The sequence below is a fragment of the Longimonas haloalkaliphila genome, from assembly GCF_055379825.1.
Genome location: NZ_AP043948.1, coordinates 3227050 through 3244447, shown reverse-complemented (window position 1 = coordinate 3244447; position 17398 = coordinate 3227050). Strand labels below are relative to the sequence as shown.

The 17398-nt window shown below is 59.0% G+C and carries 12 protein-coding genes; 4 read left to right on the top strand and 8 right to left on the bottom strand.

Features of this window, described 5'->3' with window-relative positions:
• Positions 1–40: 40 nt before the first annotated feature.
• From ACZ48V_RS12630 to ACZ48V_RS12615, 4 genes are all read left to right on the top strand, one after another.
• Positions 41–328, top strand: coding sequence for a DUF2470 domain-containing protein (locus ACZ48V_RS12630; RefSeq protein ID WP_464539656.1), 288 nt, complete (start codon positions 41–43; stop codon positions 326–328).
• Positions 329–596: 268 nt separating this feature from the next.
• On the top strand, positions 597–1040 hold the full coding sequence (locus tag ACZ48V_RS12625) for a hypothetical protein (protein WP_464539654.1): 444 nt from the start codon (positions 597–599) through the stop codon (positions 1038–1040).
• A 53-nt stretch (positions 1041–1093) separates the two neighbouring features.
• The gene (locus ACZ48V_RS12620) at positions 1094–1498 is read left to right on the top strand and encodes a hypothetical protein (RefSeq protein WP_464539652.1); all 405 of its coding nucleotides are present in this window, start codon (positions 1094–1096) and stop codon (positions 1496–1498) included.
• A 433-nt stretch (positions 1499–1931) separates the two neighbouring features.
• The gene (locus ACZ48V_RS12615) at positions 1932–4292 is read left to right on the top strand and encodes a S9 family peptidase (RefSeq protein ID WP_464539650.1); all 2361 of its coding nucleotides are present in this window, start codon (positions 1932–1934) and stop codon (positions 4290–4292) included.
• A gap of 159 nt (positions 4293–4451) precedes the next feature.
• Here the strand turns inward: ACZ48V_RS12615 and ACZ48V_RS12610 are convergent, their stop codons facing one another.
• From ACZ48V_RS12610 to ACZ48V_RS12575, 8 genes are all read right to left on the bottom strand, one after another.
• On the bottom strand, positions 4452–5282 hold the full coding sequence (locus tag ACZ48V_RS12610) for an undecaprenyl-diphosphate phosphatase (protein WP_464539648.1): 831 nt from the start codon (positions 5280–5282) through the stop codon (positions 4452–4454).
• 360 nt (positions 5283–5642) lie between these two features.
• Complete coding sequence (locus ACZ48V_RS12605) at positions 5643–8309, bottom strand: ATP-dependent Clp protease ATP-binding subunit (RefSeq protein WP_464539646.1); 2667 nt, start codon at positions 8307–8309, stop codon at positions 5643–5645.
• Positions 8310–8981: 672 nt separating this feature from the next.
• Complete coding sequence (locus tag ACZ48V_RS12600; RefSeq protein WP_464539644.1) at positions 8982–9326, bottom strand: HesB/IscA family protein; 345 nt, start codon at positions 9324–9326, stop codon at positions 8982–8984.
• A 205-nt stretch (positions 9327–9531) separates the two neighbouring features.
• Positions 9532–11262, bottom strand: a complete 1731-nt coding sequence (locus ACZ48V_RS12595) for a lamin tail domain-containing protein (protein WP_464539642.1) — start codon at positions 11260–11262, stop codon at positions 9532–9534.
• Between the two features lie 210 nt (positions 11263–11472).
• Entirely contained in the window at positions 11473–12750 is a 1278-nt protein-coding gene (locus ACZ48V_RS12590; RefSeq protein ID WP_464539640.1) for an amidohydrolase, read from the bottom strand.
• Positions 12751–13014: 264 nt separating this feature from the next.
• Positions 13015–15123 carry a hypothetical protein gene (locus ACZ48V_RS12585; protein ID WP_464539639.1) on the bottom strand — a complete coding sequence of 703 codons (2109 nt, stop codon included), beginning with the start codon at positions 15121–15123 and terminating at the stop codon, positions 13015–13017.
• 125 nt (positions 15124–15248) lie between these two features.
• Positions 15249–16214: a calcium/sodium antiporter gene (locus tag ACZ48V_RS12580; RefSeq protein WP_464539637.1), complete on the bottom strand. Its 966-nt coding sequence runs from the start codon at positions 16212–16214 to the stop codon at positions 15249–15251.
• Between the two features lie 38 nt (positions 16215–16252).
• Entirely contained in the window at positions 16253–17050 is a 798-nt protein-coding gene (locus ACZ48V_RS12575) for a cytidine deaminase (RefSeq protein WP_464539635.1), read from the bottom strand.
• Positions 17051–17398: the final 348 nt, after the last annotated feature.

Here is a 17398-nt window from a genome sequence, read left to right as displayed (position 1 = left end):
TCATAGTCGCAGGCTCGTTTCAGGTAACCCCGCTACATCCATGTCCTTTGAAGAAGCCGAAGCTCGTATCGTTACGCACATGAACGAAGACCACGCCGATGCCCTGCGGTTGTACGTGCGTGCCTTCACCGAGCACGCCGGCAAAGGGCGCGCCGGTGAGGAGATCCGGATGCTCGGGCTGGATGCGCAGGGTATGACGCTGCACGTGCCGGAAGCAGAAGGGCGTGTTCGTATCCCTTTTGACCCTCCGCTCAGCGACCCCAGCGAGGCTCGCGACCGGCTGGTAGCGCTCGTGCAGGAAGCCCGCGCCGCGTTGGATGCGTCGTAGCACGATGCATGATGTATCACGCATCCATCACGATGTCAAGATCTAACTTAAGGTCTCATTCTGCACAGCAGAAAACGTATATCAGAAACCGTTGGGTGCGTACGAGCTAAGTGCGCAGACAGGCGTGCTGTACGTGGTAAGCACTGCACATCTCAGGCGCAACCCTGGACTTGCCCGTACGTTACGTATTGTGAAAGGGGGGGCAAAGTAACGCGTATATATTGCAGTGCCCTCGCCGTTGTACTTTACAGTTTTCTTCTGTGCGCTTATGTGGTCCTGGATTCACACGTTAACCGGTGGCTGGCTCATAGGAGCCACGTCATACGATATCTCACCCAAGTCGGCGCGCGAACGCGTGCAACGTGGCGCATCCTACCTTGACTCGGTTAACCCACACTGGTATCGCTCGGTCGATCCGGTTACGCTTGAGTTGTCGGATGGCTCGCACTGCGTGTTGGGACAGATGCACGGCGACTATCGGCTTGGGCTTGGTCGATCGCACCTGTTGAACATGGGGTCGAGTCCGCGCGCAAGTCTGTCGCCCGTGGCATACGGCTTTCAGGCAACCGATACAGGCGACGACGACATCACCGCGCATGACTACGACCTGCTCACTGCCGCCTGGGCAGAAGCAGTGCGCATGCGCCATGCCACCGACGAAGGGTCGCCGTTCGACGACCATGCGAAGGCCGGTCTATCAACAGGAGTATAATGGCACGAAGGTGTACTTTCTCTTTACATATTTCTTGCACACGTCGTGGTCTTATGTCTGCTGAACGTCGCGCCCGATACATAGCGCTTCAGCTTCTGAGCGTCGTTTTGGGAGCTATTCTTATGACCAGTTGCTCATTTCTGGATGATAACGATCGTGCCTTGAAGTCAGAGGGGGTTACCGCTACGGTTATCAACGATGAGGTACTCACGATCGTGAACAAACGCGACGCACGCATCTGGATCTTCCCGGTAAACAGGGATGCTACGGTTGCCATTAACTGGATACCTTGGGTTGGCCCGGGTGGCATTGCGCCGGGCCAACGGCAGACGGTGCCCTTTGATGAGATCGCTGGAGGGGCCCCTGCTGCCAGCATCGAGGTCTTCTGGTGGGAGGCGGTCTTCGAGAGCGGTGAGCAAGTCCCTGGTTCCATCCAGTCCTTTACCGTTGCCCTCTAAGAGCCTGTTTGGGGGTTGGTTTGCAGGCGAGAGCGAGCGCCGCTGAGGCGAAAATTGGACCACGATGGCGATTCGTAGCCGGGGCTACGGGCCGACATCGGGGGCAATTTGCACCAGGGGCATGACCTTCGGCCCCAGTCCAGCGCCGCCGCTCGGAGCCCAAATTAAGAAATCAAAACAGGTTCTTAGAAGATATTGCTGCGGGGTCGGACATTGACCCAGCTCACCGACCTTGTTCAACCTACGTCCACTGCATCGTTGCGTGCCCCAAGCAATTCAGAGACCATCATCCATCTGCAAAGCGCACTGGACGTACCGAGTGCTCATGAGCCCGTCAAGTGCTTGCAAAACGAACTACGCAGCGGTGGGATTTGGATAGCCTGTTTTGTATGCTGTAAACAACTTGCATCCCACACACGAAGCCGTTTGCTGTATGACCTCCGTTACCCGTATGCGCCTGGGCTCCCTGCTGGGGCTCGTTCTCCTTTTGATCAGCCTGGGATGGGCTACACCTCCCGCACAGGCTCAGTCTGAAAACGACCTGACGTCGGCCTACGAGCGGGCCGAGTCGTTGCTGAGCTGGAACCTACAAGACAAGGTATACCGCGCCTCCGTATCCCCGCAATGGTTTGGAGACGACCAGTTCTGGTACCGCCTCCACGTTGCTGAGGGCCACGAGTTCATCCGTGTCGACCCGCATGCCCCAGCACAGACCGCCGCGTTCGATCATGAGCAGCTGGCGAGTGCAATCGAGGGCGTGCTGCAGGAAACCGACGAAGAGGCCTCTGTGGAGCCGTACGACCTGCCGTTTCGCTCGTTTGAGTATGTCGATGATGAGTCGGCTATTGTGTTTACGCACAACGAACAGCGCTGGCAGTGCGATATCAGCGCCTACACGTGCGAAATCATGGGCGACGATCCGGCAGCCGACCTGCCACGCCATATCGAATCGCCCAACGGCGAGCGTGCAGCATACATCAAAGACCACAACCTGTGGATGCGTGACCTGAACACAGGCGAGGATGTACAGCTCACCACCAATGGCGAAGAGCACTACGGCTACGCAACCGACTCGCAGGGCTGGCGGCGCTCTGACATGCCCATCTTGAAGTGGTCGCCCGACGGGACACGCATCGCAACGTACCGCCTCGACGAACGCGACACTCCGCTCATGCACCTGCTGCGCACGCAGGAAGGGCGTCCGGAACTCGACGCCTGGCCGTACGCCATTCCGGGCGACCCAGATGACGAAGTGCCGTTGCTCGAACGCGTCGTCATTGACGTGGAAGAGGCCGATGTGACACTCCTCGACATGGAGCCTAATCACCAGCGCACCTCCAGCTGCTGCGGGCTTTCACGCGGTCAGGAACTGGCCGATGTGGAGTGGAGCGCCGACGGACAGAGACTCGCTGTGGTGTCGACATCGCGCGACTACAACACCGTGACGCTGCAGGTGGCAGATGCAGAAACGGGATCCGTCGAAAGCATCTATGGCGAGACCGATGCGCCCTTTTTCGAGTCGAACCTGCAGTCGCGTGGCGTCCCCAATTGGCGGGTGTTGCACGACCAGAATGCCTTTATCTGGTTCACACGCGCCGACGGATGGGGTCACCTCTACCTGCACGACCTGAACACAGGCGAGCGCATCAACGAGATCACGCAGGGCAACTGGAACGTGATGGATGTGCTGCATGTGGACGCTGAGGCGGAGACGGTGACGTTTTCTGCTGTCGGACGCGAAGACGGCCGGGATGTCTACTTCACGCATCTCTACCGCGTGAATCTTGATGGTACCGACCTGGAGCTGCTCGCTCCAGAAGATGCCGACCACACGATTCATGTATCGCCGAGTGGTCAGTACGTTGTCGACACTTACTCAACGTACAATACCGCTCCGCAGTCTGTCCTGCGCAATGCCGCCGGTCAGGTTGTGCTGGCACTTGAAGAAGCTGAAACGACCGCCCTCACCGAAGAAACGCTCTGGCAGCCTCCGGAGCACTTTACCGCCCTGGCGCGCGACGGCGAGACCGAGCTGCACGGCTACCTCTACAAGCCTTCCAATTTTGACCCAGAGCAGTCGTACCCCATCGTAAACTCCATCTACCCGGGTCCGCAAACCGGGAGCATGGGCACGCGCAGCTTCTCAACGAGCCGCCGCGGACAGGCTCATGCACTGGCTGAACTCGGCTTCATTGTGGTTCAGGTGGATGCGCTGGGTACACCGCTTCGATCAAAGGATTTCCATACCGCCTGGTATGGCGATATGGCCGACAACGGTCTTCCAGATCAGCGGGCCGTGATGGAGCAGCTTGCTGAGCGTCACGACTGGATTGATCTGAGCCGCGTGGGCATGTACGGGCACTCTGGTGGCGGATTTGCTACGGCAGCTGCGCTCTTCGATCATCCCGATTTCTTTCATGTTGGCGTGTCAGGGGCAGGCAACCACGACAATCGGGGCTACACCTACTACTGGGGCGAGAAGTATCAGGGGCTCCTCCACGAGGCCGAAAACGGCGACACCTTCACGAACCAGGCCAACCAGCTGCGTGTTGAGAACCTGCATGGGCACCTGCTGCTGTCTTATGGCACGCTCGACGACAACGTGCATCCCAATATGACCTTGCAGGTTATTGACGCTCTCATCGAGCACAATAAAGATTTTGATCTGATCGTGATGCCGAATCGCAATCATGGCTACGCGAATGAGCCTTACGTGCTGCGCCGCACGTGGGACTACTTCGTGGAGCACCTGCTTGGCGAAACGCCGCCTGCTGAATACACCATCGAACGGTAGTTCTGAGCTGTTTATACATCACTCTAACACCGATACAATCCGCCCGGTGCCTCCTTGTGGTGCATCGGGCGGATTGCTGTTTTCTTGCTGTTTCCCAAAAAGTGCCCGTAGCGATTGAAAGCAGCTAATCTACGGGTTCTTTGAGGGCGAAAGCCACTCCTACGGAAAGACAAAAGCGGTAACCAGGCCGCCGACAATAGCAAGTGCCCCGAGACCAAAACACACCACCCAGAACGGAATCTGCTGCACCAGGTGCATAAGTCCATAGATGGCTACATAGCCAACCACGGCGGCGGTACCGATAGCAACGAGAGCCGCCGACAGGCTGAGTCCTGGCAGTCCCCCTGCACTCATCACCGTCATAGCGCCTGCGGCAAGGCTGGCAGGAATAGATAGCAGAAACGAAAGCCGCAGTGCCGACTCGCCTTCAAAACGGCGAAAGAGCATCACGCTAACCGTCGTTCCAGAGCGTGACACTCCGGGCAGAATGGTAAAGCCTTGAAAGAAGCCAACGATTACAGCGTCAAGAAAAGTCGGCGTTTCGCGCAGGCCCAACTCAATAGCTTCTGCCTTAAGCTGTACGATGCCCGTCACGACAAGCAGAAGCCCGATCAGCGCAATGAACAGTCCGCCCCCAAGTTCTGAGACAATCGACACAGCAAACAGGTACAGCGGGATGCCAACGACGCCTGTCATGGCCGATGCAAGTACGATAAAAGACGTCACAGACTGCTCTTGTGAGAATGCGTTTGCGGGACGCCAGGCTGGCAGGGCGTCTACGGCTTCGCGAATGGTGTCACGGTAGTAGAGCGCTGCAGCTGCAGTGGTGCCGATCTGGACGAAGAGCGCCAGCTGCAGCGCCTGCTCTGGGTCGCCTCCGACCAACTGGAGGGCGATTGCCACATTGCCCTGGCTGGATACCGGAAGCCACTCCACCAGGCCCTGTACGACGCCAGCAACCAGGGCAATTAGCCATTCTCCTGTAAGCACGAAACGGTGTATCTGTTATGAATAGAGTTGGTTGGACATCGTCTAACTAAAGCAGCAGGGAGTGACAACACCACCTGCAACCGCCGAATTTAGGGCTAATTTAGCTATACGATAGAGTAGCAAGGACGGCGACCGGTGTGCTGTTGGATCAGCGCTGAACTCCGTGATACGACCGAAGGAACCGAGCGCTACGTTGCATCTCACCGTTCTTGAGCAGTCGCTCTCAAAACAGCTTCTCTCAACCACCCCCTTAAACGACCAATGGCCCTGCGTAGTCGCAGAGCCATTGACCAATCTGAAACATGTAGAGCGCAGGCTTTGAATCTTTGTCGCTAGACGCTCACTGCTTTGGTTCGCGGTTTATTCTTCGGTAGCACGTTGGGCGCCACCTGGAGCCGGTTTGTCAGATGATGGGGGCGTGCTGGGACCCGACGAAGGGCTCGGGCCCGAGCTTACCGATCCATTGCCTCCATCGCTAAGGCCAGAAATATCGTCGAAGGTCTCTTGGTCGCCCGTTCCAGCGGGAGCCTCGCCTTCTTCAACGTCGAAGGTGAGTTCGTCTTCCTCCTCTTTGTGCTTGAGCGTAACCGTGTCACCCGGGGTGATGCGGTCATGCAGGATGTCTTCCGCCATCGGGTCTTCCACATACTTCTGGATGGCCCGGCGCAGCGGACGCGCACCATACTTCGGGTCGAAGCCCTTATCTGTCAAGAATGACTTGGCGCTCTGATCGATCTTGATGGTGAGCCCAAGCTCTTGAGCGCGATCAAAGAGGTCATCAGACATGATGTCGATGATTTCAAAGATGTCGTCACGCTCCAGCGCGTGGAAGACAATCACATCGTCGATACGGTTCAGGAACTCAGGGTTAAAGACGTTCTTGAGCGCATCCTCTACGGTGCTCTTCATCGTCTGGTAGTTCATCGTCTCGCCAGAAGACTGCGAGAAGCCGATGCCTTTCCCAAGACTCTTGATGTCGTTGGCCCCGATGTTCGAGGTCATGATGATAATGGTATTGCGGAAGTCAACCCGCCGGCCGAGTCCATCGGTCAGCACACCGTCATCCAGCACCTGAAGCAGGATATTGAAGACATCGGGGTGCGCTTTCTCGATCTCATCGAGGAGGATGACCGAGTACGGCTTGCGTCGTACCTTCTCGGTAAGCTGACCGCCTTCTTCGTAACCTACATATCCGGGAGGGGCCCCCACGAGTCGGCTTACGGCAAACTTCTCCATGTACTCGCTCATGTCAATGCGGATGAGCGAGTCCTGAGAGTCAAACAGATATTCGGTAAGCACCTTGGCCAGCTCGGTCTTTCCTACGCCTGTTGGGCCGAGGAAGATAAACGAACCGATGGGCTTCTCTGGATCCTTGAGTCCAGCTCGCGTGCGGCGGATGGCTTTCGAGAGCTTCTTAATGGCTTCGTCCTGCCCAACCACACGGTCTTTGAGCGCGTCTTCCATCTCCAGAAGCTTGCGCTGCTCCGGCTCAGAGATCTTGTCAACCGGAATACCTGTCATCATCGCCACAACCTCAGCGATGTTTTGGGTGGTCACGTCGTGGATCTGCGTCTCCGAATCTTTCTCCCACTGACGCTTTGCCTCTTCGAGCTTCTCCTGTAGCTTTTTCTCGCTGTCGCGCAGACGGGCAGCTTCTTCGAAACGCTGGCTTTTGACGACCTGGTTCTTCTCTTCGCGAACTGATTCAATCTCTTCTTCCAGATCGAGAATTTCTTGCGGCACCTCGATGTTTGAGAGGTGCACCCGTGCGCCGGCTTCATCAACTACATCGATCGCCTTGTCGGGCAAGAAGCGCTCCGTGATGTAACGGTCGCTCAGCTGCACGGCGAGTTTGACCGCCTCATCGGAATAGCGAACGTTGTGATGCTCCTCGTAATATTTTTTGATGTTCTTGAGGATGTTGATCGTCTCTTCTGGAGTCGAAGGGTCAACCAAGATCTTCTGGAAGCGACGATCAAGTGCACCGTCCTTCTCAATGTTTTGCCGGTACTCATCAAGCGTTGTGGCGCCGATGCATTGCAGGTCGCCACGGGCTAGGGCCGGCTTGATCATATTCGACGCATCGAGGCTTCCCGAAGCCCCCCCTGCGCCTACGATCGTGTGGATCTCATCGATGAAGAGGACAACCTCAGGGTTCTTCTCGAGCTCTTTCATGACAGCTTTCATGCGCTCCTCGAACTGGCCGCGGTACTTGGTACCGGCGACAAGCGAGGCCAGGTCAAGCGTCACGATGCGCTTCTCGTAGAGCACGCGGCTTACCTTGCGCTCGACGATGCGCATCGCCAACCCTTCGGCAATGGCTGTCTTTCCAACGCCGGGCTCACCGATGAGCACCGGGTTGTTCTTTTTGCGGCGGCTGAGAACCTGAGCAACCCGTTCAATCTCTTTCTGGCGCCCGATAATCGGGTCCAGGCTGCCCTCTTCGGCCAGCTCAGTGAGATCACGGCCAAAATTGTCCAGTACTGGTGTTTTGCTCTTTTCCATTTTGCCTCCTTCTTTTCCGTATCCAGAAGATAGTCCACCTCCTCCTGAGCCACCACCGCTTCCCGTGGTAGATGAAGAGGCCTTCCCGCTAATGATCGAGTCGAGTTCGTTGCGCACGGCGTCGTAAGTCACTGAAAAACCCTGTTGGAGAATCTGAGCGGCGATGTTCTCATTGTCACGAAGCAAACTGAGAAGCAGATGTTCGGTCCCAATTACATCGCTTTTGTAAAGCTTGGCCTCCAGGTAGGTAATCTTCAACACTTTCTCGGCCTGCTTGGTAAGCGGTATGTTGCCTACCGAGAGCGCGCCCCCCTGACTGCGTACTGTCTCTTCGACAGACTTTTTCAGCTTCAGCAGGTCGCATCCCAGGTTGCGTAAGATCTTGATCGCAATCCCTTCGCCCTCGCGGATAATACCCAGCAGAAGGTGTTCAGTACCGATATAGTCGTGTCCGAGCCGGATAGCCTCCTCGCGGCTGTAGGAGATCACGTCGCGAACCCGGTTTGAGAAGTTGCCTTCCATACAAGTTATAAGAACCGTGAGGATGTGCCCTGTCTACGGGCACGAAAGCATGCGAAAAGGGAGCAGCGAGGCAGGCCTGCGTGAAGAGCAGTACGTGCAAAGTGTCATTAACAGGGGCTGTGCCCAGGGGCACCGCCATGTAGTGCTGTCTGCATTTGCAATAGTCATGTGCAGCAGCATGGTGTTATGGGTAGGGCGGGACACGTACGGCTGTCCTGTGCCTGAACTACACTCCCCTGTAAATCTAAAAGGCTTTCGCTTTACAGACCTGCGTACAGAAGCTTTGAGGTGTGCAAGCCACTAAGGTGGTGCGATAGACACCACACGATAGGGCGCACACCAACCCAGCGTAGTCGGTGTGCGGTACCATACCTTTCATATACTGTTCCTCTGACTGCGAGAGGCAGGGGGGAATTGTCAACTTAAAGATACTTCCTCCCAAAAATATCTCTTCCAATGATATCTCTTCCAACGATACCTACTCTACGTCTCAAGGGAGTCTGCGTAGATCGGACACCGGTTCGCTTAGGCCTGGAAACCTATCGCTGTAGCACATTGCCGTAGCACAGTGTAGCACAGTTGCAGCAATGCCACCGAACAGTAAGCTGTAACGCAAGCTACAACGTAGTCTGTTCGACGCCGGGTGGACGTCAGGTAGATGTCTGGTGGGGTCTACGAAGCGAAGCTTGATCCACATCCGCAGGTTTCAGTTGCATTGGGGTTGTCGAATGTAAACCCGCGTGCGTCGAGCCCATCGTGATAGTCGATGGTCGTGCCCATAAGGTAGAGGCCATGGCGCTTATCCATGAAGACCGGGATACCGTCAACGTCGAACTCTTGATCTTTGTCGCGCTTCTTATCGAAGCCGAGCACATAGCTCATTCCTGAGCAGCCCCCGCCCTTTACGCCAACGCGCAGCCCATATCCCTCAGGAATTTTCTTTGTGCGCATGATTTTGCGGATTTCGCTGGCTGCCGTATCGCTCATCGCAATAGGAGCCTGAGTCTGAGTAGCCATGGTTACACGTATGAGTTTGATACAACGGGTGATGTGTATATGGGACACACTCAAACGGTACCGCAAAAAGCACAGTTCCATGGCGGCATGCGTTATCTTTTCTCGATGCGCCTGCTGCGCACTGAATAGGTGCACGCATAGCTGCCGTAGTTGAAGCGCGTAGAGAGAAGTCGTATTACGCCGTACCACGCCGTATCACGTTGTATCACAAAGGACGGGCAAGAACGACCGTGGTACGGTGGCGGGCGGTATCTCCGGTCGCCCATGCTTGTGCCTCAAGCAGAACGATGTAAATGCCCATCCGAACGATATGGCCGTCGTCGCTCCGCCCGTCCCAGAGCACTTCGCCTTCGGTTCCGGCAAGCACGCGCTCATCTACCGTGCGTACCAGCCGCCCGTGTGCGTCGAAAATGCGTAGCTGCACCCAGTCGGGCTGGAAAGACAGAGCATACTGGATGCGGGTTGCGTGGTCGCGTTCAGGGGCGAAAGGCGACGGCGAAGCCTGCAGCGGCGTATCGATTGGCGTAGCAGGGGGAGGACCCACGCTGTTCGTGCGTCCGGGCGTGCCTCCCTCAGGGTGCGCACTGCTTGTCCAGTTGGTCGGGTCGTTTGCAGGTGCCGTAAGGCTGATGCGCTCCAGAGCTACGCCCCGGCTGTCTTGCAGGCCTGGCGCATGCCAGTCGGGACTGTAATCAACGGTAGCGACGAACCGTCCGTCGGCGCGGTGCAGGCGGAGCCGGTCGTCTTGCACGCGCAGTCCGAGCCGCGATCGAGGCACGGCTACGAGGGTCACAGAAGGAGCAGCGCTCTCGCTCCACTGTGCGGGAAACGATTGCTCCAGCGCAGTGGGCCCATCATCGTCGGCGTGGCGCTCGGCGTAGATGACAGCGTACGCTCCGGGTTCCACGTGCTGGCGGCCGATATCAAGCTGTAAGGTGTCGGCCTCGCCCCACTCGCGTGGACGATTCGTTTTGAACAGCCCCTGGAGCGAGATCCAGCGCCCGGTGGTGTTGACCAGCTCCACGTACTCGGGCTGGTTGGGCCGTCCGTCGAAGTCGTCTTGGAGCGGACGGTACATGATCTCGTTGATCGCAAGATCGCCACGGTGGGGGACATACGAGAGCGGAATCGTGTGGGTGGTGCTGTTCCCGCTCCAGTCGCTGACCCCGGCAACCGTGAGTTCGCGTGCATGCTGGGCAGCGTTGTAGAAAAGCCGCACGGTTTGCGCATCCAACTGCACGGCAGATGACGGATATTCGTCGTTGAACGTGGCTGTACTTAGAGAGGCCGGGTTGAGTGGCTGATCAAAGGTTACGTCGATGCGCGTGCGCTCCGCATCCACCTGAGCAAATACAGGACGCGGCGGTACGGTGTCGGGCGCGAATACGCTGTTGGCGGCGCCGGGCGTTCCGCCATCAGGATGGGTGCTGCTTGCCCAGTTGAATGCGGCCTGACCGGGCGCGGCCGGGTCGATGCGCTCCAGCGAAACGTCGTTTGTGCCGCCCCATGAGGGAGCGTACGCAACTTCGTCGACCACTGTGGTGCCGTGGCGGATGATTACGGCATCGCCCCCGTTACGCAGAGCCCGGAATCCGCCCGGAGCCACGTACGGAACGTCTGGAAAGCGCGCTTCAAACAAAGCAGGGTCGCGTACGATAACGAGGTAGCCGCCGCCTTCCAGCCAGAACGGCTCGGTCGCGATCGGCACGAATTCGCGGTGGCCATTCGCATAAGAGAGCGTGCTGATGTCGACGGCTTCATCGGAGCGGTTGTAGAGCTCTATGTATTCGTTTTGATGCGGCTGCGGCGCATACATGACCTCATTGATGATCACATCCGGCGGGGACGCGGCTGCGCACAGGGAGAACAGTCCGACGAGTGTACCCAGCGTGCCTGTGGCGATGGAAAACAGCGCGTAGAAAGATCGGATAGGCATAAGCGCAGCATAGCAGGTGAGTCTCTCCGTACCTGTATTGAAGACACCACCCGGAGTATGCTTCTAACACTCTGGCTAATGCTTCATTGAAACTACATGTTTTGGGGTGTACCACATGCACTGCAAAAAGCAAAAAGACGAGCGACGCTGTGGGGCGCCGCCCGTCTGTGATGGGCTCTCATAGCCGGGATGTGTCTTGCCAGATGCCACCTATGCTGGTGTCATGCCGGGCGGCTGGGTTGGCACGCGGTCTTTAGAGAGGTTGCGTTCGAGATGCCGGACCAGCACGGTGCGCATGAGGCGTACGGTGGGCAGCAGCGCGGTTTCGTCGATGTCGAAGCACTGGTGATGCAGCGGGTACTTTGTGGCTGGGCCCGAAGCGGTGCCGACGCGCACGAAAGCGCCCGGAACGTGCTTCAGGTAGTTTGCAAAGTCCTCACCGCCCATGCTGTTCTGAGCAATGCGGTGCACGGCCTGCGGGCCAAACTCATCACTGATGGTGTCGGCGGTGTGTTCAATGAGCATCGGGTCGTTCATGACAGGGGGCGACCCGTCTTCGAAGTCGAGTTCGATGGATGCGCCGGTCTGTGTACTCCAGAGCTGCGTGAGGTCCTCCATCTTGTCACGCAGGCGAGCGCGGTCGTTGGGCTGCGTGGTGCGCAGCGTGCCCCCAAAAGAGGCCCGTTCGGGAATTACGTTGTGTGCCTGGCTGCCGTCGAGTTTGCATACGGTGAGCACAGCCGGATTGCGAGCGTCGGTGATGCGTCCTGAAAGCTGGTAGAACGTGTTCATGAGCTGGTGCGCAACCCACACGGTGTCGATCCCTTCTTGCGGACGCGCAGAGTGGCCGCTTCCGTCTTGCCGCACATGCACATCAAACCGATCGGACGACGCGGTGGCGGCGCCGGCGATGAGTCCGTAGCGGCCCACTGAGAGGCTGGGGTCTACATGCACAGCGTAGACGGCGCCGACCCCGTCGAGCACGCCGGCATCGATCATGAGCGGGGCGCCGCTGGGAAGGCCCTCCTCGTTGGGCTGGAAGAAGACGCGCACGCGCCCGGGCAGTTCATCCTTTCGACGTTGCAGAGCCAGCGCAATGCCGATCCCCATGGCGGTATGCGCATCATGGCCGCACAGATGAGCTACTCCCTGACGCTGCGATCGATACGGTACGTCATGCTTCTGGTCTTGCGTGGGCAGCGCGTCAATGTCGGCGCGGTAGGCCACGAGGGGCTGCGTGGGATCGTTCGGCCCGATATCGACAAACAACCCCGTACCTGCAATGGGGCCCCGCACCGTCATGCCATACGCCTGCAGCGTTTTGCTGATGAAGCGGCTGGTGGCGTGCTCGTTCATGCCCACCTCTGGATTCTTGTGCAGATGCCGGCGAATGCCGATAAGCAGCGACGCCAGACTGGTGTCTTGCTCCAGCACGTCACGCAGTACATCAGGCAAGTGGGCGGGATCTGACGGTATCCAGGAAGACATAGATGCAGGCGGTTATGATGAGTCAACACGAACAGATAATACAAATACGCCTGTTTACACCGATCCATACGATCATAGATTCAGGCCAGTCAGGCAGATCGGGAGGCGTTACCGTTGCGTGCCACCGATGTAGTTTATATGTGTTCGTGCAGTGCGTGTCGATCGGTCTGCAGCGCCCCCAAAATGCCGCTCCGTAATCGGGCAAAGACATGCGCGCTCCGCCACACGCTCTACGCGTGGCATGCGCGTCCTGCCAGGCCTCAGCTATGCGAGTCCCTGCCGTTTGCGGAAGAACCACTCACTGCCGAGCAGCGCAACGATCAGGAGCAGCAGCGGCCAGGCGTGGGCAAGGGCGTAGGCGCTACGTTCGGTTGTTGCTGTCTCTACGAATTGGGGATGCGTACGGAGCTGCTCGGGCAGCTGCTCAGCGTCTTCCAAGAAAAGCACGGTGCCGCCACTGCGCGTGGCGATCTGCTCCATCAGTTCGACATTGGCGCGTGTATCCTGACGCTCGATGTTGGGGGCGTCGATCTCAAATCCGCCAGCGTCGGTGCCGAGGTCGGTGCCGTTGCGCACGGCGGTGGCTGTGTAGGTATACGACCCGGCGGGTAGCGTGCCCGCATCCAGTTGGTACTGCCCGCCGCCCACATGCTGCATCGTAAAGGGCAGCTCTTCTTCATCGTCGGTGATGGTGAGCGAGACTGCGGCATCGGATACCGGCTCGCCGCGTCCGTCAAGCACGCGGCCTGAGAAGGTGACCGCCTCGGTGCCTGCGAATACAGGGGCATCGGGGCGGATGCGTACGGGGGTGTCGACATCGGTGCTTGCCCAGCGCGCCAGGTTGGTGACGAGCGTAGGCCAGAGCGCTGCCGCTTCGGAGCGAGACGCGGGCAGGGTCGTCCAGCGCCAGGTGCGGTAGCTGCTCACCAGCGCGCTGCGCTGCCGATCGCGCTGTAGGGTGGCGAGAAGCGGGGCACCTCCTTCGGTCTCCAGCAGGACGCGCGCACCGGGGCGGATGTCCGCAGCGCCACCCGCGCCCAGCACAGGAGGCAGCCCGGCCCAGGCTTCGGATGGGTCCAGGTCGCCCCATGCCGGATGCGTGCGTGCATCAGACGTGGGGGTGGGGCGTACTTCACGGGCGGGGGCCGGGCTCCACTGTACGGGGAGGCGCGTGCCGGTCAGGTTGGCAAGCCGGTTCGTATCCACCTGCGGCCCCCAGAAGACAAGTAAGGGCTGCGTATCTACCCAGGAGCGTACGGCCTCGACAGCACGGGTTGGCGTATCGGCGGTGGGAAAGCCCACGAGCAAGACCACGTCGGGCGCCTCGTCGGCGGTGGCGAGCGGGGTCAGAAGATCGCCTTGCGGCGCGGCAATGGTTGCGGAGACCTCCCATTCGGGGTTTCGGTCGAGGGCGCGCCGCAGCGCTCCGACATCAGGAAAGGCCGACCCGGCTACGATCCATGCTGTGCGGGCGCGGTCTTCGATCTGTACCGTAGTTGATTGCGTGTTGGTGGCGTCGGTCGCCTGGTCGGGCAGGTTGCTCACGGTAACGGTGAGCGTGTGAGGGCCGGGTTCATCGGGGGTGTACGAAAGCGGAACGGGCTGGTCGGCAGTGCCCTCGGGCAGTGTGATCTGCCGCTCGTCGAGCACGGTGTCGTTGCGGCGGAGGGTAACAGTTACCGATTCGCCGCGGGCATCGATGCTGCGGATGCGTGCTTCGACGGGATGCGGGGTGTCAACGTAGCCAACCTCGTTGGTGCGCAGGCGCCGCACCTGCACGTCGCGCTGCGGGAGCGTATCGCCCACCACAACCGGGTAGATTGGCACCCCGGCCGCTTCGGCTGCTTGCAGAGGCAGGGGGCCGCTGTTATGCTGGCCGTCAGAGATCAGCGCAATGGCGTTGAGCGGGGTATCGGTGTGGGGGGCATACTGCAGTGGCACCTCGCGAAGGGCTGCGGTGATGTTGGTGCGCGTGCCGTCGTAGGCCGGTGTGGCGTTGGGACGCATATCGGCGTCGAAGGGATACGCACGCGGAGCTGCGTCGAGGGTGCTGGTCCAGGTAGCAAGCAGCGCATCCATCTGGTCGGATACAGGCGCTCCGGTTGTGTCGATGCCGGTGTGCTGCATGCTAAGCGAGTTGTCGAGCGCAACGGCGAGCTGCGGTGGACGCGTGGTGGTCTGCTCGCTTGCCCAGAACGGCTCCAGCAGAAGAGCAGCGATGAGGAAGAGGGAAGCGGCACGCAGCGCGCCGAGTCCCCACTGCCACCCCCGCGATAGCGTAGGGCGCGTGTTGGCATAGCTCCATGCAGCAAGTCCTACGGCTCCGAGCGCAATAAGCAGGAGCCACCATCCGGATGCACTAAGCGTGAGCATGCGTTAAACAGAACAGTCAGCAAAAACGAAACCGGGTAGGTGCCCGGGAGCCTCCAGCGGGTACAAGCGGCGTGTGGAATGCGTTTGAGGGCAGTCCCAGAGGCATGTCGATACCAGACCTCGAGTCAGGCATACGGGATATACGGAATGAGCAGATACGCCATGTATCCCCCAAACGCCAGCAGCAGCACGGCACCCTGCCAGCGCCCCAGCCGCAGCGTAGGGCGAGCCAGCACGTAGAGCAGCGCGCCCACTACAAGCATAACGGGCATGTGCAGGCGTATGGATTCGGCATCGACCCCGAGGGGCTGTACGCTCGACACGGCCCCTACTACAAAGAGCACATTCAGGATGTTGCTCCCCAAGATGTTTCCGATAGAGAGCCCCTCTTCTCGATTCACAGCCCCGACGACGGAGGCGGCCAGCTCGGGCAGGCTCGTGCCGATGGCAACAATGGTGAGGCCGATAACGACTTCTGGGATCGCATAGAGGCGGGCAATCGAGACGGCGTTATCGACCATGAGGTGCGCGCCGAGTGCGAGTCCAATCATGCCGCCTATGATGCGTATGCCCTCGCGTGGCAGCGAGGGGGAAGACGATGCAGAGGAAAGAGCCGGGTCGTCGATAATCTCGGCACGGCCTCGGGCCTGGCTGGTATAGAATAGGTAGGCCAAAAACGAGACAAGTCCGGCCACGAGCACAATGCCGTTCCACCGCTGCAGCGTGCCGTCGAGGGCAAACGCCACGAAGAGCAGCATCGTGGCCATCATGATGAGGTACTCCTTGTGCAGCGTAGCCCGGGCAATGCGTATCGGAGCAAGAAGCGCTACGATGCCCAGAATGAGAGCGATGTTTGCGATGTTAGAGCCTACGATGTTGCCAACCGCGATGCTATCTTCGCGGGCAATGACGGCAAAGAGGTTAACGAGAAACTCAGGCAGGGAGGTACCAAGTGCCACAATGGTGAGTCCGACAATAAGCGGACGAATGCCAAAGTAGAGCGCCAGCCGCGAGGATCCGTTTACCATCCACTCGGCGCCAAAGTAGAGAACGATTAGCCCTATTGTGAACAGGCTCAGGTGCAGGAGCATGAAGCGTAGCAGCAGACGGGTCGATGAAGCGAATGGGGCTACTCTGCAACCAGGTCAGAGCTGTTGAAGAATGCAGGCAGCAGGTCGGCTGGAGACGAGCGCTCGGGCACGTCTGTGTGACGGTCCATGTAGATCGTGGCATCGGCAGCCCGCTCAGCCAGCACCTGGCGGCAGGCGCCGCAGGGAGAGCCTCCGGGTGCTTTCGGACACGACAGGTAGAGCGTGGTGATGTCGGTGTACCCGTATGCATATGCTGTGCTGAGCGCATTTCGCTCGGCACAGAGAATGCGGTGCCAGTCAGGATGCTCTACGTTAACACCGGGAAGGGCGGTATCGCCATCGTGCACGAGCACAGCGCCAACGGGGAAGTGCGACTCCGGGATGTGCGCATGCTGTGCGACCCGGTGGGCAGCCTCCACTCCGTCTGCTACCGACGCCGGACAGGGAACGGTAGGGTCGACAGCTGGGCCCAGCGACGCAGGCGGCGCACCGCGCCAGTAGCTCGCAAGCGTGTCCTCTTCGATGACAGACAGCTCTGCACCATTGAAGCCGTCGAGTGCCTGTAGGTACGTGCGATCGCCAGCAGCAAGCGGACGCGAGGCGACGACGCCTGCCACGGCACCGGAGCAGGCCAGGCTGTATGCTGTTGTAACAGCGTTGCCGAGTGCTGAGATGCTCAGTGAATACGAAGCACTCTCGATGCGCACCCCCGGAATCCACCGCCCATCATCAAGCACGACCAGCACGCTGCGGGGCTGTTTCGAGAAGGGCACATACGCCCGATTCAGCAGCCTGTGGAGGTGTTCGCGCGCCGACGACAGAAGCGGACGAGTCACGGTGTGGAAACGCAATGGGTAGGGCAGGTGAAAAGGATTGCATCTATCGTTGCTTATCCGTAAGGTTCCTACTATCTGATTCGTTGATACGAATTGAAAGCAGCAACGTCACCACATGCGCGAGCATAGATTGGGAGGAAATGCTGAGAAGCGATACTGAGAAGCAACGCGCAGCGGTTATCGCCAATCGACCATCTGCAAACCGTTCATCGGGCGCAGCCCCCGTTCATCCAAAACCATTTGGGGGGTGTGCGTGACAGGTGCTATATTGCTCGTGTGTGACCTCAGAAGCCGAACATTCCCAGCATCGCGCTCTCTGCCACAATCCATTTCGCCCGTACCGTTATG